Below are 19,975 nucleotides of genomic sequence, written 5' to 3' on the forward strand. Positions count from 1 at the left end.
CATGCCATGGAGCGTCGCGCACACCTTCCCCCGCTGAATCCGACCCGCGCGTTCGAGGCGACCGGGCGCCTTTTGAGCATCTCCAAGGCCGCCGACGAACTGGCCGTGACGCCCGCCGCCGTCAGCCGGCAGGTCCGCACGCTCGAAGCGTATCTGGGCGTCGATCTGTTCGAGCGCGTGAAAGGGCGGCTGGAACTGACATCGGCGGGCGCCCGGTATCTGGCGGAATTGATGCCGCTGTTCGCAGCGCTGCGCGAAGCGACCGACAGCCTGCGTTCGCCCGAACGCCGTGCGCGCGTGCTCAAGATCCGCTCGCCTGCGACGTTCGCGGTGCGCTGGCTGATTCCGCGTCTCGCGAGCTTTCATCGGCTGCACGAAAACATCGACGTGCAACTGACCACCTCCCCGGCACCGCTCAATTTCGCGCGCGAGGACATCGACGGCGGTATCCAGCTGGGCGACGGCAAGTGGCCCGGCCTGCGCGTCCAGCGTCTGATCGCCAACGAACTGGTGCCGGTCGCGGCCCCGTCCAGACAGGTCAAGGCCCGCTCGCAGTTGCAGGGTGAAACGCTCTTGCACACGCTCGCGCGCCCGGAAGACTGGACGTTGTGGCTCAAGGCAGCGGGCCTTCCGTTGAGCGGGCGGCGCCGCGAGATGCGCTACGAGACGTCGCTGCTCGCGTATCAGGCGGCCATCGAAGGGCACGGTGTGGCGATCGCGCAAAAGGCGCTGGTGCGCGGCGAACTGGAAAGCGGCGCCCTCGTCGCACCGTTTTCTTTCGAGCTCGATCGCGGACATCACACTTACTACTTCGCGTGGCCCACGGCGCGTCCGCAATCGGATGCGCTGAAAATTTTCCGCCGCTGGCTGCTCACGCTGCTCAACGAATAGCGTGCGCGAGCCGCCGACCTTTTAACAAAAAGTCAACGGTTCGTTTCTAAATAGTCGATTGTCCGGACGGCCTTCGAGTACGTAATCTCGTCGGCATGATTCGCTGCGGTGGCGAGTCAGGAGACAGGACAATCACAAATGCCAAGAGACAGCCTCAACGGCGTGCGGGTGATCGATTTCTCGCATGTCCTCGCCGGACCCGTCTGCTCGATGACGCTCGCCGATCTCGGCGCGCACGTCGTCAAAATAGAGCCGCCGGATGGTGAAATCGGCCGGCGTATCGGACCGCCGTGGATCAGCGGCGAAAGCCCGGCCTTCATCGGCGTCAACCGGAACAAATACAGCGTCGCGATCGATCTGAAAACCGACGCCGGGCGCGAGGCCGTTCGCCGCATGGTGCGCGAGGCGGACGTGCTCGTCGAGAACTTCCGTCCGGGCGTGATGGCGTCGATGGAACTCGACTTCGACGCATTGCGCGAACTGAATCCACGGCTCGTCTACTGCTCGATCTCCGCGTTCGGGCAGACCGGCGCGAATCGCAAGCGGCCTGGCGTCGATGGCGTGATACAGGCCGTGAGCGGCTTGATGAGCACGCTCGGCACGGCGAACGACGAGCCGCTGAAAGTGCCGACGCCTGTCGCCGACATGATGGGCGGCTATCTCGCGTCGATCGCGATTCTTGCCGCGCTGCATCAGGTCCGCGCGGGCGGGGCCGGGCAGCATCTCGACGTGAGCCTCTTCAACGCCACGCTGATGCTTCAGCAAATCGGCTTCGCCGCGTTCTTCGCGTCCGGACGCGAGCCGGACAAGACCGGCAGCGCCGCGCCCTATGCGTGTCCGAACGAAGCGTTCCCCACGGAAGACGGCTGGATGATGGTCGTTGCCTACCATCCCGAGCGGTGGCGCGCGCTATGTGAAGTGCTGGCAATGCCCGCGCTCGAAGCCGATCCGAGGTTCGCCACCAACGACGATCGCGTGCGCCATCGCGCGGCGCTGCATCATGTGCTCGCCGCGCGCTTCGTCGAACGGACGACCGCGGAATGGATGGAACGGCTCGCGGCGCGGGACATTCTGTGCGCGCCCGTCGCAAGTTATGGCGATGTCGTCGAATCGGCGGAGTACGCCGAGTGCGGACTGGCGCGGACGATCGATCATCCCGTCGCGGGCACGATGCGCACGCACGGCTTCGCGCTCGGGCCGTCCGACCGGCCGGCCGCGCCGGACCTGCCCGCACCGCTGACGGGCCAGCACACGCTGGCGATGCTGGAGCGATACGGCTTCACCGAAAGCGAGATCGCGGGCTTGCTGAATGCGGGCGTGATCCGCGTGGGCCGCGCGCCGCGCGAGACCCGCGACGACGACCGCAAGGTGATCGCATGAGCGCCGCGCTGATCCGAAGCGAGCGGCGCGGGCAGGTCGCGCTCGTTCGACTGGCATCGGATAACCCGCTCAATCCGCTGACCGACGCGTTGATGGACGCGCTGATCGATGAACTGCTGCGCAATGAAACCGACCCGCAGGTTCACGCGACGGTTGTGACGGGATCCGACAAGGCCTTCGCCGCCGGCGCGGACATTGTCGCGATGTCGAAGCTCGATTACGCGCGCGCCTTTTCCGATGACTACATCGGCCGTAGCTGGGACCGTATCCGCACGATTCGCAAGCCGCTGATCGCGGCCGTGGGCGGCTATGCGCTCGGCGGCGGCTGCGAGCTCGCGATGATGTGCGACATCGTCATCGCCGCCGACGACGCGCGCTTCGGCCAGCCCGAGATCAGGCTCGGCATCGTCCCGGGCGCGGGTGGCACGCAACGTCTGCCGCGCGCGGCCGGCAAATCGACCGCGATGCTCGCGTGTCTCACCGGCGAGCCGATGGGCGCAAGCGATGCATTGGCCTGCGGACTCGTGTCGATGGTCGTCGCCCGCGAGCGGTTGATCGACGAAGCGATGCGCGTCGGAGAACAGATCGCCCGTCATTCGCTGCCGGTGATCGTCGCGATCAAGGAAGCCGTCGATCGCGCGTTCGAGTCGTCGCTCACCGAAGGGCTTCTATTCGAACGAAGGCTATTTCACGCGGGCTTTTCACTCGCCGATCAGAAAGAAGGCATGGCCGCGTTTCTGGAACGCCGTCAGGCCGCGTTCCTCAACCGGTAGTGCCCGAGAACAACCAGGAGACTTTTTCGTGTCAGCTTATTCAAACGAGGCCAGTTCACGGGTCGAATCATCCGTCGATGACGGCGTGCTTACGCTCACGCTCAACAGCCCAAGCGATGGAAACGCGCTCGACGTCGCAATGACGGAGGCGTTGTCGGACGCACTGGAGCAGGTCAACGATCAGCGCGATGTGCTTTGCGTGCTGCTGCGTTCATCGTCGCGGCACTTCTGCACGGGCGGCAACGTGAAGGACATGCAAAGCGGCAGCGATCTCATGCGCGGCAGCGTCGAGGACGTGCGCGAGCGCCTGCTTCGCAGCCTGCACCGGATCACGCGCGCACTGAGCGGGCTCGATGTGCCGTCGGTGTGCGCGGTCAATGGTGCCGCGGTCGGCGCGGGCTGCGATCTCGCGCTGATGTGCGATATCCGTCTGGCCAGCACGAGCGCCGTGTTCGCGGAAAGCTTCCTGCGGCTCGGGCTGGTGTCGGGCATCGGCGGATCGTGGTTCCTCACGCGGATCGTGGGTTACGCGAAGGCGCTCGAACTGACGTTGACCAGCGAGTTCATCGATGCCGAAGCGGCGCTCGGTCTGGGCATCGTGGCGAAGGTGCTGCCGGATGCCACGCTCGACAGCGAGGCCCGCGCGCTCGCGAAGCGCATCGCGCAGAATCCGCCGACAGCGCTGCGCATGGCGAAGCGGCTCGTACGCGAAGCAGCCGATGTCTCGCTTTCGACGACGCTCGAGATGGCGGCAGGCATGCAGGCCATGCTCTTGTGCGGTCAGGAACACAAGGCGGCCGTCGGCCGGTTTCTCGATCGACAAGCGGCGAAAAAGCGCACAAGCGCGTGATGCGCCGATACGGCCACGGCGTCATCGCGCGTGGCTTTACAGCCTAAAACAGACTGAAACAGATGGAGACGACCATGTCCATGACGTCCGGAGACAGCCATCCGAAGCCCGGTATGCTGCGGATCATCGCTACATCGAGCCTCGGCACGATGCTCGAGTACTACGATTTCTTCGTCTATGTCGCGCTGACATCGACCTTGACGCACTTGTTTCTTCCATCGACCGACCGGACCGTCGCCGCCATGGCGGGCGTGGCCACGTTCGGCATCGCGTATGTCGCGCGGCCCCTGGGCACGATCATCTTCAGCCCGATGGCCGACCGGATCGGGCGCAAGAAGACCTTCGTCGTCACGCTCGTGATCATGGGTATCGCGACGGTGGGAATCGGCTGTCTGCCGACCTACGCGGCCGCGGGCGTGCTTGCGCCGGTCGGCCTCATTACGCTGCGCGTGTTGCAGGGCGTCGCGCTCGGCGGCGAATACGGCTCGGCGGTGGTCTACGTGATGGAGCATGCGCCCGCGGGCCGCAAAGGCATGGCGACCAGCGTGCTGCAAAGCACCGCGAGCGTCGGCCTGCTGCTTGCGCTGGCGATCGTGTCGGCGCTCAAGTTCGCGCTCGATGCATCCGCATTCGAAGCCTGGGGCTGGCGCGTCCCGTTCCTGATCTCGGCGCCGATCGTCGCGGTGGCGACGTGGATCCGGCTCGGCATGACGGAAACGCCCGTGTTCGCGGAGATGAAGCAGGCCGGCCGTCTGTCGAAATCGCCGTTGCAGGACACCTTGTCGAGCGCGACGTCGTGGAAGGCGATTCTTGTCGCGATGTTCGGCGCGCAGGGCGGAACCTCGGTGTCGCTCTATACGTCGATCGTCTACATGCTGTATTTCCTGCAGAACGTCTTGAAGGTCGATCCTTCGCGCGCGAATCTATGCCTCGGTGTCGCGATCGTCGTCGCCGCGCCGCTCTACCCGGTGTTCGGCCGCCTGTCCGATGCGATCGGCCGCGCACGCGTCATGCTCATCGGCATCGTGCTCTGGATTCTTGCAGCCTATCCGGCGTTCGCGGGTATCAGGACGCAAGCGCTCGCGGGCGGCTGGATCGCCGTCACGCTGCTCATCGCGTTGCTGGCCGTGTTGACCGCGATGATCATGGCGCCGCTGCCGGCATTTATCGCCGAATGTTTTCCGCCGCAAAGCCGGACGACAGGTTTCGGATTGTCGCAACAACTCGGCAATGTGCTGTTCGGCGGCTTCCTTCCGTTGATCAGTCTTTCGCTCGTCAACCTGACGGGCAATCCGCTGGCGGGCGTCGGCTATTCGATCGTGTCGCTGTTGCCGTGTCTCGCCGTCACGTACTTCTGGGGACTGCGGCAGGATCGGCTCACGCGGCAGAGCAATCACGACATTCGGCGCGCAAGCCCTGCCGACGCGGCGCAGTTGCCGGTGCGTTGATCCAGCGATGACACGAGACGCGGCATCTCGATGCCGCGTCTCGCGCCGTTCAGGCGAGACCGCCCATCAACGTGTACTTCACGTGCACATATTCCTCGATCCCATGATGACTGCCTTCGCGTCCGTATCCGGACTGCTTCACGCCGCCGAACGGCACCGAAGCCGTGCCGACCGAGCCGGAGTTCAGAATCACCATGCCGGCTTCGAGATCGCGCGAAAGGCGAAACGCGCGGCCCAGATCGCGCGTGAACGCATAGGCGACGAGGCCATATTCGGTGGCGTTGCTGCGCGAGATGACTTCGGCTTCCGTGGAGAAGCGATAGACCGGGAAGACGGGACCGAAGATTTCGGTGGAGGCGATCGGCATATCGTCCGCGACATCGACGAGAATCGTGGGCGCGTAGAAGAGCCCGCCTTTCGCGTGCGGATGTCCGCCGAGCATGACCGCGGCGCCGCGCTGGCGGGAATCGTCGACGAGTTCACCGACCTTGTCGATGGCCGCGCGGTTGATCAGCGGACCGACCACGAAGCGTTCCTGCAGCCCTTGATCGACCGGAATGGCCTCGACGAGCGCCTTGACGCGCTGAACGAATGCGTCGTGCACGCTCGCCTGCACATACACGCGGTTCGGCGAAATGCAGACTTGCCCGCTGTTGCGCAACTTCGCGGACACGAGCGCGCTGGCGGCTGCATCGAGATCGGCGTCTTCGAAGACGATGAACGGCGCGTTGCCGCCCAGTTCCATCGTCATCTTCTTGAGCGTGCCGGCGCACTGTGCGGCGAGCAGCTTGCCCACGGCGGTGGAACCGGTGAACGAGATCTTGCGGATGCGCGGGTCGCCGGTGATCAGCTTGCCGATCTGCACGGGGTCGCCCGTCACCATCTCGAACACGCCTTCCGGAATGCCGGCGCGACGCGCGTATTCGAGCAGCTTGTAGGCGGTCAGCGGGGTTTCCTCGGCCGGCTTCAGGAGGATCGTGCAACCCGCCGCGAGGGCGGTCGCCACCTTGCGCGTGATCATCATGAACGGGAAATTCCACGGCGTGATCGACGCGACCGGCCCGACCGCTTCTTTCGTGACGATCACCGCCGCGTCTTTCGCGTGCGTGGGGATGGTATCGCCATACACGCGCTTGGCTTCCTCCGCATACCATTCGATGAAGCCGAGTCCATAGTCAATTTCGCCGAGGGCTTCCGACAAGCACTTGCCGTTCTCGCGGCACATCAGCTCGGCGAATGCGGTCTTGTCGGCACTGACCAGATCGAACCACTTGCGCAACACTTCGCTGCGTTCGCGCGCCAGCGTGCGCGACCAGGCCGGAAAGGCCGCGCACGTGCGATCGATGGCCGCGCGCACCTGTGCTTCCGAATGCTGTTCGACCTGCCCGACGATGGTTCCGTCGGCGGGATTGAGTACATCGATCATGCTGTTCTCCAATGAGTGAATGAGACTGCTCAGCGCATCGACGCGTCGTGATGCACGCATGCGGATGCATGATCGAATGCTAAGACTGACGCGATCGTGCGAGAACGTCAGATCGTCTGCGAAGCTTGCCCGATCCTATGAACGTCATGAAAACCCACCACTTGCCCGAACTGCCGACACTGGAAACCGAAGCCATAGCACTGGCTCGCGTGCACGCTTCGATGGTGAGCCGCCTGCTGCAACTGGCGCCGAACGAAGGCTACAACGCGACGCCGATGCCGGACATTCGCCTGTTGCGCTCGAATCGCCCGCTCACGCGCACGCCGGTGCTGTATGAGCCGGGTATCGTCGTTATCGCGCAAGGTCGCAAGCGCGGCTACCTCGGCAGCAAGGTGTACATCTACGATGCGCAGCACTATCTGGCCGTCGCCTTGCCGCTGCCGTTCTCCATGGAGACCGACGCGAGCGCCGCTGAGCCGCTGCTCGCGGTGTACGTGCGCCTCGATGCGGCGCTTGCCGCCGACGTGCTGCTGCAGATCGACGAGCGCAACGGCGTGGTGCCGGGCGAGCCGGGCGGCATGGCGACGACGCGGCTCGATCTGGCGCTCGGCGAAACCGTGTTGCGCTTTCTCGCTGCGATGCGCGATCCGCTCGAAGCCGCGCTATTGGGGCCATCGCTCGTGCGGGAAATGTACTTTCGCGTTTTCATCGGAGAGCAGGGGGCTTCGATGCGCGCGGCGCTTTGCCTGAATGGAAGCTTCGGGCGCATTTCGAGAGTGTTGCGCATGATTCATTCGTGCTATGCCGAAGCGTTGACGATCGAAGCGCTCGCCAAGGAAGCGATGATGAGCGTGCCGTCGTTTCACACGCATTTCAAGGCGGCCACGAAGACGTCGCCGCTGCAGTACATCAAGTCGACACGGCTGCATCAGGCGCGGCTTCTGATGGCCAGACAAGGCATGACGGCCGCTGCGGCAAGCGCGCAGGTGGGTTATGAGAGCGCATCGCAATTCAGCCGCGAATTCAAGCGGCTCTTTGGCGGCACGCCTTCGGAAGAGTTGCGAAGAATGAAGCGAAATTTCGCGGTGCCGGAGGCGGGGCCGTCGATTTACGTTTCGTCGCATTGAGCGGAGCAGGGTTTACCGCTACTGAATCCGGCTTGACGCTCCCCTGCATGCCAGACGATACTTTGTCCGTACAAAGCAACGTTTGAGACAGGAGACGTGACAGATGCGTTCGGAAAAAGTGGGTGAGCAGCGATACCGGGCCAGCTACGGCCGTTATCTGGAAGATTTCACGGTAGGCGATATCTATGAACATCGTCCGGGCCGCACCATCACGGACGCGGACAACATCCAGTTCTCGCTGCTGACGATGAACTTTCACCCGATGCATTGCGACGCGCATCACGCATCGAAGAGCGAGTTCGGCAAGCTTCTCGTGAGCAGCGGCCTGACCGTTGCGATCGTGCTCGGCATGTCGGTGAACGACGTGAGCGGCAAGGCGATCGCCAACCTCGGCTGGAAGGAAATCCGCCTGACGGGCCCCGTTTTCGCGGGCGACACGCTCTATGCGGAGTCGGAAGTGCTCGAAGTGCGCGAATCGAAATCGCGTCCCACGCAGGGCATCGTGACGGTGCACACGCGTGCGTTCAATCAGGATGGCAAGCCCGTCATGGACTTCATCCGCACGGCGCTGATCGCCAAGCGCGGTCACGGCACCGCCGAAGACTGAAGGCTTCAATCCGCATACCGAAGATCAAGCCCATACCGCCGGCGCCATTCCCGCCGGCGTCCAGTTTCCGTTTCGCGCACAAGACCGTTTCGGCACATCGACACGCGGCAGCGCGACGGTTCATCGTCACAGTACTGGAGACAACTGTGAGTCATTACGTAAGCTCGGGCGCCCGGCTGGACCGGCTGCCGATGTCGCGTTTTCACTGGAAGATTCTAGGTCTCATCAGCGCGGGCGCGTGCCTCGACGCATTCGATGTCTATCTCGCGGGCGGCGTGTCCGCCGCGATGCTCAAGACGGGTTTCTCGACGCTGCAGCTCAACGCGCTGTTCGTATCGTCGGGCTTTCTCGGCATGGTGATCGGCGCGGGTTTGTCGGGTTATCTCGGCGACCGCTTCGGACGCCGCTCGTCGTATCAGTTCAATCTCGCGCTCTTCGGGCTGATGTCGTTCGTCGCCGCCTTCGCGCCGAACATTCAATGGCTGATCGGCGCGCGCTTCATCATGGGCATCGGGCTCGGCGCGGAATTGGTCGTGGCGGCGGGCACCTTGTGCGAATTCATTCCTCCCGCGTATCGCGGACGCTGGATCTCGCTGCTCGGCCTCATCGTCAATTCGGGTCTCGTGATCGCGACGAGCGTGGGCTATGTCGTCATTCCGCATCTCGGCTGGCGCTGGATGTTCGGCATCGCGGGCATTGGCGCGGTGATCGTGTGGGCGCTGCGTCATCGCATGCCGGAGTCGCCGCGCTGGCTCGAATCGGTCGGACGCACGCGGGAGGCGGAGGAAACCGTCAGCGCGATCGAAGCCGAAGTCGCCGCGCTCAAAGGACCGCTTTCCGACGTCCCGCGCACGCAGAATCTGGAAGTGCCGCGCGTGCCGTTGTCGTCGCTGTTTCGCCGCGGCATGATCGGGCGCACGCTCACGGCGGCATTGACGGCGATCGCGGTGAATGTCGCGGTGTACGGCTTCGTTGCGTGGCTGCCGACCTTCTTCGTGCATGAAGGGCGCGATGTCGTGACCTCGCTCGGCTTCACGACGCTGATGTCCTTCGGTGCGCCCTTCGGCGCGGTGCTCGGCTACCTGACCGCCGACCGTCTGGGCCGCGCGAAAGGACTCGTGTTCTATAGCGTCATCGCCATCGTGCTGGGCTTCGTCTATCCGCAGATGACGGCCAATGTGTCGATCGCCATCGTGGGCTTCACGCTCGTCAGCTGCATCTACGGCATCGTCACGCTGGGACTGTTCGGCTATGTGCCCGAGTTGTTCCCGACCGCGCTGCGCTTGCGCGGCACGGGCGTGGCGGGCGTATGCGGACGCGTCGCGTCGATGCTCACTTCGTATGCCGCCGTGATTCTGTTCGCGCAACTCGGTGTGTTCGGCGTGCTCGGCATGGTCGCGGGCATTCTCATTCTGCTCGTGATCGCGGTGCTGGCTCTGGGCGTCGATTCGAACCAGTTTTCACTGGAAGACGTCTCGCCCGACGAGGAAGTCACCGCCAACGATCTGCCGCTTCAACATCAGGGAGTCACGCGATGAACGCACGCAACGACATTCAGCAGCAGGCACAGACCGTTTCGCAACGGCTGGCTTCCTTCACGACGCATCTGCAACTGAGCGATGTGCCGCAAAGCGTGCGCGATCGCGCGAAGCATCTGATTCTCGACAGCATCGGCCTCGCTTATGCGACGCTGAATCTGCCTTACGCGACCTCGACGCTCGCCGCGATGCAGGAACTCGGCAACGGCGAGGCGACCGTGTTCGGGCACAAGCAGAAGCTCGCCCTGCGCGATGCGATGCTGCTCAACGGTCTGCTGATCCACAGCCTCGATTTCGACGATACGCATGCACGCGGCGTGATTCATTCGACCGCGAGCGCGTTGCCCGTCGCGTTCAATCTCGCGGAGCGCGAGCAGGCGAGCGGCGCGGATCTGCTCACCGCCTATCTCTGCGCGATGGAAGTATCGACGCGCGTGGGCTCCGCGGCTAAGAGCGGCTTTCACCACGCGGGCTTTCATCCGACGGGACTCGTCGGCGCATTCGGCTGCTCGCTGGGCGCGGCGCGGCTGCTTGGCCTTTCCGTCGAGCAGGCGCAACACGCGCAAGGCATTGTCCTGTCGATGGCGTCGGGCAATCTCGAGTTCCTGCAGGATGGCGCATGGACCAAGCGTCTGCATCCCGGCTGGGCGGCGGTTGCGGGCACGACATCGGCCACGCTCGCGAAGCACGGCTATATCGGTCCGGGCGCGGCGTATGAAGGCCGCTTCGGCCTCTATGCGCTCTACATGAATCAGTCGCTCGAAGCGGGCGATATCGACATCGCCACGGCGGGTCTGGGCGAAACCTGGGAGATCGACGGCGTCGCGCTCAAGCCGATTCCCGCCTGTCACTTCACGCATGCATCGTCGGATGCGGCTATCGCGCTGCATCGCGCGCATGGTTTGAAGGCAAGCGATATCGAACGCGTGATCGTGCGCGTGCCGGGTCCGACGATCCCGATCGTCTGCGAGCCGGTCGCGCCGAAGCAGAAGCCGTCGAACAGCTACGACGCGCAGTTCAGCATTCCGTACATCGTGGCGACCGGGCTGCTGCGCGGCCGCTTCGCGCTCGACGATCTCGAAGCCGATGCGCTCGCCGACGAAAGCGTGCGCGCCGTGGCGGCCCGCGTGACGCACGAGGCGGACCCGGACTCGACGTTCCCGCTTCACTACTCGGGCGAAGTGATCGTGCATACGCGCGATGGCCGCACGCTTTCGCATCGCGAGGCGATCAACCGCGGCTCGTCGGACAAGCCGCTCACGAACGGCGACATCGTCGCGAAGTTCTTCGACAACGCACAGCGCAACGTTTCGCGCGATGCCGCCGAGCGCATCTGCGAAGCCGTGCTCTCGCTCGACACGCAGCCCGCGCGCTCGCTCGCGCAAGCGCTCGCATAAGACGTACACACGCATACAGGAGAAGCAATGGCCACCATCGATGCCGATCAACAGCAGGACATGCGCGACATGAGCGACGATCAAGAGAACGAGACGCTCATTCTCGACATGCTCGACCGCTTCCTCAAGACCGAAGTGAAGCCCTACGTGCACGAGCTCGACGCGAAGGACGAATATCCGCATGCGATCGTCGAGAAGATGAAGGAGATGGGGCTCTTCGGCTGCCTGATCTCGACGGAGTACGGCGGTCTGGGTCTCTCGACCGCGACCTACGCGAAGATCGTCGATCGCATTTCGGCGGTGTGGATGTCGGTGAGCGGCATCATCAACTCGCACCTCATCATGGCGATGACGATCCAGCGCAACGGCACGGAAGCGCAAAAGCGCGAGTTTCTGCCGCGCATGGCGACCGGCGAGCTGCGTGGCGGCATTGCGCTGACCGAGCCGGATTGCGGCACGGACCTGCAGGCGATTCGCACCGTCGCGCGCCGCGAAGGCGACGAGTATGTCGTCAACGGCAGCAAGACGTGGATCACCAACAGCAAGTACGGCAACATCCTCGCGCTGCTCGTCAAGACCGATCCGGAAGCGCAGCCGCGTCACAAGGGCATGAGCCTCCTGATCGTCGAGAAGGGGCCGGGCTTCGAAGTGAGCCGTCAATTGCAGAAGCTCGGCTACAAGGGCATCGATACCTGCGAGCTCACGTTCAGCGATTTCCGCGTGCCGGTAGCGCGCGTGATCGGCGCGCAGGAAGGCCTGGGGCTCAAGCAGATTCTGAGCGGGCTGGAGCTGGGGCGCATCAACGTGGCGGCGCGCGGCGTCGGCGTCGCGCAGGCCGCGCTCGATGAGGCGGTCGCGTATTCGCAGCAGCGCAAGACCTTCGGCAAGCCGATCTGCGAGCATCAGGCGATCGCGCTCAAGCTCGGTGAAATGGCGACGCGCGTGCAGGCCGCGCGCCTGCTGACCGACTCCGCCGCGCGCGCCTACGACCGTGGCCAGCGTTGCGACATGGAAGCGGGCATGGCGAAGTACTTCGCGACCGAGGCCGCCGTCGAGAACAGCATGGAAGCGATGCGCATTCATGGCGCGTATGGCTATTCGAAGGAATACAACGTCGAGCGGCTGTATCGCGATGCGCCGCTTCTGACCATTGGCGAAGGCACGAACGAGATGCAGCGCCTGATCATCGCCAAGATGCTGATTGCGAGGAACCCCGCATGAGCCTGCCTCTTTCCGGCGTACGTATCGTCGCCATCGAACAATACGGCGCGGGTCCGTTCGCGACGCAACATCTCGCCGATCTCGGCGCCGAAGTCATCAAGATCGAGAACTTCCGCGAGGGCGGCGACGTGGGCCGCAACGTGGGACCGTATTTCTTCGGCGAGGGCGACAGCCATTTCTTCGAGGCGTTCAATCGCAACAAATGCAGCCTGACGCTCGATCTGAAGAAGCCCGAAGCACGCGAAGTGCTGCTCGATCTCGTCAAGTCGAGCGATGCGGTCTTCAACAATCTGCGCGGCGATCTGCCCGGCAAGCTGGGCCTCACCTACGACCAGTTGAAGGAGGCGAATCCGGCGATCGTCTGCGCGCATCTGTCGGCGTACGGACGTACGGGCAGCCGCGCGTCGTGGCCCGGCTACGACTATCTGATGCAGGCAGAAGCGGGCTATCTCTCGGTGACCGGCGAGCCTGACAGCCCGCCTGCGCGCTTCGGCCTCTCGATCATCGATCTGATGACAGGCACCACGGCCGCGATGGCGTTGCTCGCGGGTCTCGTGGAGGCGCGCGCGACGGGCATCGGCCGCGATATCGACACGAGCCTCTTCGATGTCGCGCTGCATAACCTCGCGTATGTCGGCACGTGGTATCTGAACGGCGGCACGGTGACCGGGCGCGACCGGCGCTCGGCGCATCCTTCGCTCACGCCGAGCCAGTTGTACAAGACGCAGGACGGCTGGATCTTCCTGATGTGCAACAAGGAGAAGTTCTGGGGCGTGCTGGCCGAGATCCTCGACAAGCCGTCGTGGATCACCGATGAGCGCTTCTGTAACTTCAAGGCGCGGCTCGCGAATCGCGCGCTCGTCGAGCAGGAACTGGATGCGGCGCTCTCGCGCGCGACGACCGCGCAATGGCTCGAACGCCTGGGCGGCCGCGTGCCCGCCGCGCCGGTCTACGACATCAAGCAGGCGCTCGACAATCCGTTCGTCGCGGAGCGTCAGGGCGTGACCGAAGCGGAGCATCCGCGCTTTGGCCGCGTGCGCAACGTGGCCGCGCCGGTTCGCGTGAACGAGACCCTGCCCGCGCGTTCGGCGCCCGAGCTCGGTCAGGACAATGCGAGGCTTCTGTCGGAACTCGGTTACGATGCTGATCGGATTGCCGAATTGCGCGAAAGCGGTGCGGTGCAATGATGACGCTTGCACCGGACGATGTCGCGCGAAAGGCGGTCCCGTCCGTCAATCCTTCATCGTGCGTGCAAAAGATGGTCAACGTGCTCGGTCAGCAGCCGCGCTATCTGCAACTGGCGCAGACGCTCATCAACGAAATCCAGAGCGGGCGTTTTCCGGTGGGGTCCACCATCCCCACCGAGTTCGAGCTTTGCGAACAGTTCGGCGCAAGCCGTTCGACCGTGCGCGAGGCGGTCAAGCAACTGGTGCAGCTCGGCATGGTGGTGCGGCAGGCCGGTATCGGCACGACCGTCAAGGCCTTGAATTCGGAAGGCAGCTATCGCCAGGTCATGCAGCAACTGAGCGACCTGCATCGCTATTCCGCCGATACCGCGCTTCAGGTCCTGAAGAAAGAGACCGTCGAAGTCAGCGATGCCGCGCTCTGTGCAATGTTGCAGGCCAAACCCGGCGAAACGTGGCTGCGTCTGGAGGGTATCCGGCGCTCGCCCGAAAGCGTCGATCCGATCTGTCATACCGAGGTCTATATCCAGCCCGCGTTCCGTTCGCTGACGGGCATCGAGGACGAACCGCACACGCCCATCTTCACGATGATCGAGCGCCAGTTCGGCGAGCAGATCGCGCAGGTGCAGCAGGAGATTCGCGCGGTGGCCTTACCCGTCAACATCGCGCGTCTGGTCAACGCCAAGGCGCGCTCGCCCGCGCTGTGGCTGTCGCGCCGCTATTTCAACAAGCGGGGCGAGATCGTCGAGGCGGCGGTCAGCATTCATCCCGCCGACCGCTTCAGCTATTCGGAGACGTTCCAGCGCGGCTGGAGCGGCGCCTGAGGCATTCGAGGAATTCCGCATGATTGAACGCAGTTTTCTGTTCGTTCCCGGCGATCGTCCGGAACGATTCGGCAAGGCATTGGCGACCGAGGCGCACCGCGTGGTCATCGATCTGGAAGATGCCGTCGCCATCGACGTGAAAGCGCAGGCACGCGCGCAAATCGCGGAGTGGTTGCGAGCGCAGGGCGATGTGCGCGAGCGCATCGTGATACGCGTGAACGGGTATGGCACGCCGTGGCATGAGGAAGACGTGGTGATGGTGCGCGCCGCGAACGTGCGCGCCGTGATGGCGCCAAAGGCCGAAGACGCGGCACAACTCGCCGATATCGCCGCGCGTTGCGCCGAGGGCGTCGAATTGATCGCGCTGGTGGAAAGCGTCGCGGGTGTGGTGCGCATGCGTGAGATCGCGCAGTGCGGGCGCGTGGCGCGGCTCGCGTTCGGTTCGTTCGATTTCGGCGTGGACGCGGGCATCGACGGCACCGGGCGCGAACTGGACTCTGTGCGTTCGCAGTTCGTCCTGGAGTCGCGTTTTGCGGGCTTGCCGCCGCCGATCGACGGCGTGACGCTCGCCACGAATGATATCGACGCGATCGACGCCGATGTGCTCGATGCGCGCCGTTTCGGTTTCGGCGGCAAGCTGTGCATCCATCCGAAGCAGGTGGATGCGGTGAACAGGGGCTTCGCGCCGAGCGCGGCCGAACGCGAATGGGCCGCTCGGGTCTTGGCCGCGCTGGAAGCTAACCCGCGCGGTGCGATTTCGGTGGATGGAAAGCTGGTCGACAAGCCGATCGTCGATCGTGCGCGAAGAATTCAGGCCGCTTGAAGCGGATATGGGGAGAGGACAAGGATGAAGGTTCTGGTGCCGGTGAAGCGCGTGGTCGACTACAACGTGAAGGTCCGGGTGAAGTCGGATAACACGGGCGTCGATATCGCCAACGTGAAGATGTCGATGAACCCGTTCGACGAGATCGCCGTGGAAGAGGCGGTGCGTCTGAGGGAAGCGGGTGTTGCTACGGAAGTGATCGCCGTGTCGTGCGGCGTGACGCAGTGTCAGGAGACGTTGCGCACGGCGCTGGCGATTGGTGCGGATCGCGCTGTGTTGATCGAAAGCGATGCAGAGTTGCAGCCTTTGGCGGTGGCGAAATTGTTGAAGGCGCTGGTCGATCAGGAAAAGCCCGAGCTCGTGATCCTGGGCAAGCAGGCGATCGACGACGATTCGAATCAGACGGGCCAGATGCTTGCTGCATTGGCAGGTTTGCCGCAAGCGACGTTCGCATCGAAAGTCGTGATCGCCGATGGCAAAGCCACGGTGTCGCGTGAAGTCGATGGCGGCGCGGAAACGCTGTCGCTGAAGCTGCCCGCTGTTGTCACGACCGATTTGCGCCTGAACGAGCCGCGTTATGTGACGCTGCCGAACATCATGAAGGCGAAGAAGAAGCCGTTGACGACGGTGAAGCCTGCTGATCTGGGCGTCGATGTCGCGCCGCGTCTCAAGACGCTGAAGGTCACAGAGCCGCCCAAGCGCAGCGCCGGCATCACGGTGCCGGACGTGAAGACGCTGGTCGAAAAACTGAAAACCGAAGCGAAGGTGATCTGAGCATGACGATTCTCGTAGTTGCGGAACACGACCATGCGTCGATCAAGGCAGCGACGCTGAACACGGTTGCGGCTGCCGCGAAGATCGGCGGCGATATTCATGTGCTGGTTGCGGGCTCGAACGCGCAAGGCGCGGCGGACGCTGCGGCGAAAATCGCGGGCGTGGCGAAAGTGCTGCTGGCCGACGCGCCTCAACTCGCCGATGGCCTCGCCGAAAACGTCGAAGGCACGGTGCTGAACATCGCGAAGAATTATTCGCACATTCTGGTTCCGGCCACGGCGTACGGTAAGAACATCGCGCCGCGTATCGCCGCGCATCTGGATGTCGCGCAGATCAGCGACATCACCGCCGTCGATAGCCCCGACACCTTCGAGCGCCCGATTTACGCAGGCAATGCGATCGCGATCGTACAGTCGATCGATCCGATCAAGGTCATTACGGTGCGTGCGACGGGCTTCGATCCCGTGGCGGCGGAAGGCGGCAGCGCGGCGGTCGAGAAGATCGAAGCCGCGGCGGATGCCGGCATCTCGCAGTTCGTCAGCCGTGAAGTCACGAAGCTCGATCGTCCGGAATTGACGAGCGCGCACATCATCGTGTCGGGCGGCCGTGGCTTGGGCAGTGGCGAGAACTACACGAAGACGCTGGAGCCGCTGGCGGACAAACTCGGTGCGGCGCTGGGCGCATCGCGCGCAGCGGTCGATGCGGGCTATGTGCCGAACGACTTCCAGGTCGGTCAAACGGGCAAGATCGTCGCGCCGCAACTGTATGTGGCAGTCGGCATCTCGGGCGCGATTCAACACTTGGCCGGCATGAAAGACAGCAAGGTCATCGTCGCGATCAACAAAGACCCTGAAGCGCCGATCTTCAGCGTCGCCGATTACGGTCTCGTCGGCGATCTGTTCGCGGTCGTGCCGGAACTCGTGGGCACGTTGTGACGACGGAACGCGTTCCGCTGCATACGCGGCATATCACGCTGCAAGGCTTCAGGCGCGCCGACAACCTCTACGACATCGAAGGCCGCTTGCGCGACACGAAGTCGTACGATCGCGCGTCGCACGGCGTGGTCGTCAAGGCGGGCGATCCGGTGCACGAGATGATGCTGCGCATCACCATCGGCATCGACTTCGTGATACGCGACGCGCATGCCGAATCGATCACCGTGCCATACGTCGGCCATTGTGAAACGATCACACCCGAGTATCGCAAGCTGAAGGGCATGAAGCTCGCGCCGGGTTTCATGCGCGACATCAGAAGCCTGTTCGGCGGCACTCAGGGCTGCACGCATCTGACCGAACTGATCGGCGCGGTGGCGACGGCCGCATTCCAGACCATGAGCGAGGAAATCAACGCGAGCGGCGCCACGCGGCCGTTCCAGCTCGACGGTTGCCATGCGCTGCGAACCGATGGTCCGCTCGTCGCGGCGTTTCATCCCCGATGGTACAAGGCGCCGCCGCGCGCCTGATCATGGCAGGCGAATCTTCGCTGTCCTCGCTCATCGCGCTTCAGATAAAAATCAACAACGCAGCGCCATACACGATCGCACCGACGGCGAACGTCATGACCGTGAAGCCGAGCACGCGCTGCACGCCCACGCCCGCCATCGCGACCACGGGCGCGGCCCAGAACGGCTGCAGCATGTTCGAGACCTGCTCGCCCATCGCGACGGCCATCGTCGTCGCGGGCACGGAAGCGTGCAGCGCGACCGCGGCGGGCACGACGAACGGCCCTTGCACGGCCCAGTGTCCGCCGCCGCTCGGAATGAAGAAGGTGACGATGAGCGAGCACACGTAGCTCCAGAACGGCAGCGTATGCGCGTTGGAAATCGCGATGAAAAAGTGCGAGATGACATCGGGCAGGCCGGTCGCATCCATCATGCCCATGATGCCGCCGTAGAGCGGGTACTGAAGCATCATCGATCCGGTCTGCTTCGCCGCGTTCTTGATCGCGTCCGCATACGCGAGCGGATAGCCGTGCAGGATCACGCCGGCGATGAACATCACGAAGATCACCGCATTCACGCCCGAGAACGCGACATGCTGAAACTGCGTGAGTACGATCAACGCAATGCCGACCGCGCCGATGAACGCGCTGCCGATCCACGAATGCTCGATCCACCGCGCGAAGCTCAAAGGGCCTTCGGGCTTTCTGCGAAGCGGCGCGTCCGGATGCTTTTCGGTGTCGAGCACGACGGCGTCTTCATCGCGCGGCTTGAGCCAGGCGAGCACGAAGGGCATGGCGAAGAGCATCACGAGCGTCGGCACGAGATTGAAGCGCGTGAACACGGTTTCGCCGAAGGGCAGCACGGCGCCGGTGAGTTTCTGCACGACGTTCATCGAGCTTCCCGGCGTCGATTGCGCAAGTGCGATGGAACTCGAAATGCCGCTCGCCCATACGACCCAGCCCGAGAAGCCCGCCGCGACGATCCACGCGAAATCCACGCGGATGCGTTTCGCCACTTCGCGCGCAAGCAGTGCGGCCACGACGAGCCCCATGCCCCAGTTGAAGAACGATGTCACCGCGACGAGCACGAACGTGAGCGTGGCCGCCTGCGCGGGCGTGCGCGCGATCGAGACGAGCGCCTTGAACATCCGCTGCACGGGCGGCGCGTGCGCGAACGCGTGTCCGGTGACGAGCACGAGCGTGATCTGGAACGCGAACGTGAAGATGTCGAAGAAGCCCTTGTACCAGCCGCCGATCATCTTCGGCACGGAAGCATGCGGTGCGAAGATCAGCGACAGCGCCGCGACGATGGCGGTGATCAGGATCGCGAGCACGAAGGGGTCGGGAATGGTGCGCTCGAAGAGCCGGATGGTCGTTTCGGTGAAGCGTGTCTTGCGAACGGGTGTTGGCGCGGCGGCGGATTTCATGCGGTGTCTCCGTTAGTCTTTGTTCTTTTAGATGGCGAAGCCGTAGAGCACGGCGGGATTCGTGACGAGGATCTGTTCGCGCGTCGCATCGTCCTCGGTCCATTCGGCGAGCAGGTCGAGCAGGAACGCGTCGTCGGGCTTGTGCGTCTCCGTCGCATGCGGCCAGTCGCTGCCCCACACGAGGCGCTCGGGCACGGCTTGCACCCATGCGCGGGCCATCGGCGTGATATCGGCGTAGCGGTTCTCGAGTCCGGCTGTCGAGTCGAGATAAGGACCGGAGAGCTTGATCCACGCGCGGCCCGCATCGGCGAGACCGCGCACGATGCCGAACGCCGCGTGATGCGCGCCGTCCTTCAACGGCAAGCGCGCACGATGATCGAAGACGATCTTCGCGGGCAGGCGATGCAGCAGCGCTTCGTGCTCGACGATCTGCTCCGCCGTCCAGTGCAGTTGCACATGCCAGCCGAGCTCCGCGATACGCGCGGCGAGGGGCTCGACCATGTCGAAGCCGACCGCCGCGTTCTTCGCCGTGTAGAGCGTGAAGCGTATGCCACGTATGCCGCCATCGTTCAGCGCGGCGAGTTCGTCGTCGGTGACGCCGGGATTGAGCACCGCGACGCCGCGCGCATTGTCGATGCCGAGCTGTCGAATGGCATCGACCGTGACGGCGTTGTCCGTGCCGTACACGCGCGGCGTGACGATCACCACGCGCTGCGTGCCGATTGTCGCCTGCACCCTGCGATAGGCGGCGACATCGGCGTTCTCGACGAAGACCTGGGACTCGCCAGCCTTCACGAACGCGCGGTCATAGATATGGATGTGGGAATCGCATTTCATCGGAAAGG

General features: G+C 64.0%; 19 protein-coding genes. 16 read left to right on the forward strand and 3 right to left on the reverse strand.

Translation table 11 applies throughout. The features are described 5' to 3' along the window. Positions 1 to 6 precede the first annotated feature (6 nt). From AWB70_RS16585 to AWB70_RS16605, 5 genes are all read left to right on the forward strand, one after another. Positions 7 to 891: a LysR substrate-binding domain-containing protein gene (locus AWB70_RS16585; RefSeq protein ID WP_053570612.1), complete on the forward strand. Its 885-nt coding sequence runs from the start codon at positions 7 to 9 to the stop codon at positions 889 to 891. A 138-nt stretch (positions 892 to 1,029) separates the two neighbouring features. After that, positions 1,030 to 2,271: a CaiB/BaiF CoA transferase family protein gene (locus AWB70_RS16590; protein ID WP_053570611.1), complete on the forward strand. Its 1,242-nt coding sequence runs from the start codon at positions 1,030 to 1,032 to the stop codon at positions 2,269 to 2,271. Then, entirely contained in the window at positions 2,268 to 3,044 is a 777-nt protein-coding gene (locus tag AWB70_RS16595; RefSeq protein WP_053570610.1) for an enoyl-CoA hydratase-related protein, read from the forward strand. Before AWB70_RS16590 ends, AWB70_RS16595 begins: the two co-directional genes overlap by 4 nt. A gap of 28 nt (positions 3,045 to 3,072) precedes the next feature. Continuing rightward, on the forward strand, positions 3,073 to 3,894 hold the full coding sequence (locus AWB70_RS16600) for an enoyl-CoA hydratase-related protein (protein WP_053570609.1): 822 nt from the start codon (positions 3,073 to 3,075) through the stop codon (positions 3,892 to 3,894). A gap of 74 nt (positions 3,895 to 3,968) precedes the next feature. Then, positions 3,969 to 5,342, forward strand: a complete 1,374-nt coding sequence (locus tag AWB70_RS16605; protein ID WP_053570608.1) for an MFS transporter — start codon at positions 3,969 to 3,971, stop codon at positions 5,340 to 5,342. Positions 5,343 to 5,391: 49 nt separating this feature from the next. Here the strand turns inward: AWB70_RS16605 and AWB70_RS16610 are convergent, their stop codons facing one another. Further along, positions 5,392 to 6,768, reverse strand: coding sequence for an NAD-dependent succinate-semialdehyde dehydrogenase (locus AWB70_RS16610; protein WP_053570607.1), 1,377 nt, complete (start codon positions 6,766 to 6,768; stop codon positions 5,392 to 5,394). A gap of 146 nt (positions 6,769 to 6,914) precedes the next feature. Between AWB70_RS16610 and AWB70_RS16615 the strand changes: the two genes are divergently transcribed. From AWB70_RS16615 to AWB70_RS16665, 11 genes are all read left to right on the forward strand, one after another. Next, positions 6,915 to 7,895 carry an AraC family transcriptional regulator gene (locus AWB70_RS16615; RefSeq protein ID WP_082378163.1) on the forward strand — a complete coding sequence of 327 codons (981 nt, stop codon included), beginning with the start codon at positions 6,915 to 6,917 and terminating at the stop codon, positions 7,893 to 7,895. 103 nt (positions 7,896 to 7,998) lie between these two features. After that, a complete protein-coding gene (locus tag AWB70_RS16620) occupies positions 7,999 to 8,502 on the forward strand; it encodes a MaoC family dehydratase (RefSeq protein WP_014193590.1) in 504 nt (167 codons plus the stop codon). Between the two features lie 191 nt (positions 8,503 to 8,693). After that, on the forward strand, positions 8,694 to 10,040 hold the full coding sequence (locus AWB70_RS16625) for an MFS transporter (RefSeq protein ID WP_053570769.1): 1,347 nt from the start codon (positions 8,694 to 8,696) through the stop codon (positions 10,038 to 10,040). Continuing rightward, positions 10,037 to 11,437, forward strand: a complete 1,401-nt coding sequence (locus AWB70_RS16630) for an MmgE/PrpD family protein (RefSeq protein WP_053570606.1) — start codon at positions 10,037 to 10,039, stop codon at positions 11,435 to 11,437. The genes AWB70_RS16625 and AWB70_RS16630 overlap by 4 nt, the downstream gene beginning before the upstream one ends. Positions 11,438 to 11,464: 27 nt before the next feature. After that, the gene (locus tag AWB70_RS16635; RefSeq protein ID WP_235024273.1) at positions 11,465 to 12,658 is read left to right on the forward strand and encodes an acyl-CoA dehydrogenase family protein; all 1,194 of its coding nucleotides are present in this window, start codon (positions 11,465 to 11,467) and stop codon (positions 12,656 to 12,658) included. Then, positions 12,655 to 13,845, forward strand: a complete 1,191-nt coding sequence (locus tag AWB70_RS16640) for a CaiB/BaiF CoA transferase family protein (protein WP_053570605.1) — start codon at positions 12,655 to 12,657, stop codon at positions 13,843 to 13,845. Before AWB70_RS16635 ends, AWB70_RS16640 begins: the two co-directional genes overlap by 4 nt. A gap of 71 nt (positions 13,846 to 13,916) precedes the next feature. After that, positions 13,917 to 14,666, forward strand: a complete 750-nt coding sequence (locus AWB70_RS16645) for a GntR family transcriptional regulator (RefSeq protein ID WP_053570767.1) — start codon at positions 13,917 to 13,919, stop codon at positions 14,664 to 14,666. A 19-nt stretch (positions 14,667 to 14,685) separates the two neighbouring features. Further along, entirely contained in the window at positions 14,686 to 15,489 is an 804-nt protein-coding gene (locus AWB70_RS16650) for an HpcH/HpaI aldolase/citrate lyase family protein (protein WP_053570604.1), read from the forward strand. A gap of 24 nt (positions 15,490 to 15,513) precedes the next feature. Beyond that, positions 15,514 to 16,263 carry an electron transfer flavoprotein subunit beta/FixA family protein gene (locus tag AWB70_RS16655; protein WP_060854105.1) on the forward strand — a complete coding sequence of 250 codons (750 nt, stop codon included), beginning with the start codon at positions 15,514 to 15,516 and terminating at the stop codon, positions 16,261 to 16,263. A 2-nt stretch (positions 16,264 to 16,265) separates the two neighbouring features. Beyond that, complete coding sequence (locus tag AWB70_RS16660; RefSeq protein WP_053570603.1) at positions 16,266 to 17,198, forward strand: electron transfer flavoprotein subunit alpha/FixB family protein; 933 nt, start codon at positions 16,266 to 16,268, stop codon at positions 17,196 to 17,198. Next, entirely contained in the window at positions 17,195 to 17,725 is a 531-nt protein-coding gene (locus tag AWB70_RS16665; RefSeq protein WP_053570602.1) for a DUF2889 domain-containing protein, read from the forward strand. Before AWB70_RS16660 ends, AWB70_RS16665 begins: the two co-directional genes overlap by 4 nt. A gap of 40 nt (positions 17,726 to 17,765) precedes the next feature. Here the strand turns inward: AWB70_RS16665 and AWB70_RS16670 are convergent, their stop codons facing one another. Then, a complete protein-coding gene (locus tag AWB70_RS16670; protein WP_014193580.1) occupies positions 17,766 to 19,130 on the reverse strand; it encodes a short-chain fatty acid transporter in 1,365 nt (454 codons plus the stop codon). Between the two features lie 27 nt (positions 19,131 to 19,157). After that, positions 19,158 to 19,967 carry an amidohydrolase family protein gene (locus AWB70_RS16675; RefSeq protein WP_053570601.1) on the reverse strand — a complete coding sequence of 270 codons (810 nt, stop codon included), beginning with the start codon at positions 19,965 to 19,967 and terminating at the stop codon, positions 19,158 to 19,160. Positions 19,968 to 19,975: the final 8 nt, after the last annotated feature.

Source organism: Caballeronia cordobensis (genome assembly GCF_001544575.2).
In the GTDB taxonomy this organism is placed as follows: domain Bacteria; phylum Pseudomonadota; class Gammaproteobacteria; order Burkholderiales; family Burkholderiaceae; genus Caballeronia; species Caballeronia cordobensis.

Bases quoted from the DNA above. Each gene is read 5' to 3' on its own strand.
- AWB70_RS16640 (WP_053570605.1), top strand. From the start codon at position 12,655: ATGAGCCTGCCTCTTTCCGGCGTACGTATCGTCGCCATCGAACAATAC.
- AWB70_RS16605 (WP_053570608.1), top strand. From the start codon at position 3,969: ATGTCCATGACGTCCGGAGACAGCCATCCGAAGCCCGGTATGCTGCGG.
- AWB70_RS16650 (WP_053570604.1), top strand. From the start codon at position 14,686: ATGATTGAACGCAGTTTTCTGTTCGTTCCCGGCGATCGTCCGGAACGA.
- AWB70_RS16610 (WP_053570607.1), bottom strand. From the start codon at position 6,768: ATGATCGATGTACTCAATCCCGCCGACGGAACCATCGTCGGGCAGGTC.
- AWB70_RS16620 (WP_014193590.1), top strand. From the start codon at position 7,999: ATGCGTTCGGAAAAAGTGGGTGAGCAGCGATACCGGGCCAGCTACGGC.
- AWB70_RS16660 (WP_053570603.1), top strand. From the start codon at position 16,266: ATGACGATTCTCGTAGTTGCGGAACACGACCATGCGTCGATCAAGGCA.
- AWB70_RS16645 (WP_053570767.1), top strand. From the start codon at position 13,917: ATGGTCAACGTGCTCGGTCAGCAGCCGCGCTATCTGCAACTGGCGCAG.
- AWB70_RS16655 (WP_060854105.1), top strand. From the start codon at position 15,514: ATGAAGGTTCTGGTGCCGGTGAAGCGCGTGGTCGACTACAACGTGAAG.
- AWB70_RS16630 (WP_053570606.1), top strand. From the start codon at position 10,037: ATGAACGCACGCAACGACATTCAGCAGCAGGCACAGACCGTTTCGCAA.
- AWB70_RS16615 (WP_082378163.1), top strand. From the start codon at position 6,915: ATGAAAACCCACCACTTGCCCGAACTGCCGACACTGGAAACCGAAGCC.
- AWB70_RS16595 (WP_053570610.1), top strand. From the start codon at position 2,268: ATGAGCGCCGCGCTGATCCGAAGCGAGCGGCGCGGGCAGGTCGCGCTC.
- AWB70_RS16635 (WP_235024273.1), top strand. From the start codon at position 11,465: ATGGCCACCATCGATGCCGATCAACAGCAGGACATGCGCGACATGAGC.
- AWB70_RS16625 (WP_053570769.1), top strand. From the start codon at position 8,694: ATGTCGCGTTTTCACTGGAAGATTCTAGGTCTCATCAGCGCGGGCGCG.
- AWB70_RS16590 (WP_053570611.1), top strand. From the start codon at position 1,030: ATGCCAAGAGACAGCCTCAACGGCGTGCGGGTGATCGATTTCTCGCAT.
- AWB70_RS16670 (WP_014193580.1), bottom strand. From the start codon at position 19,130: ATGAAATCCGCCGCCGCGCCAACACCCGTTCGCAAGACACGCTTCACC.
- AWB70_RS16675 (WP_053570601.1), bottom strand. From the start codon at position 19,967: ATGAAATGCGATTCCCACATCCATATCTATGACCGCGCGTTCGTGAAG.
- AWB70_RS16585 (WP_053570612.1), top strand. From the start codon at position 7: ATGGAGCGTCGCGCACACCTTCCCCCGCTGAATCCGACCCGCGCGTTC.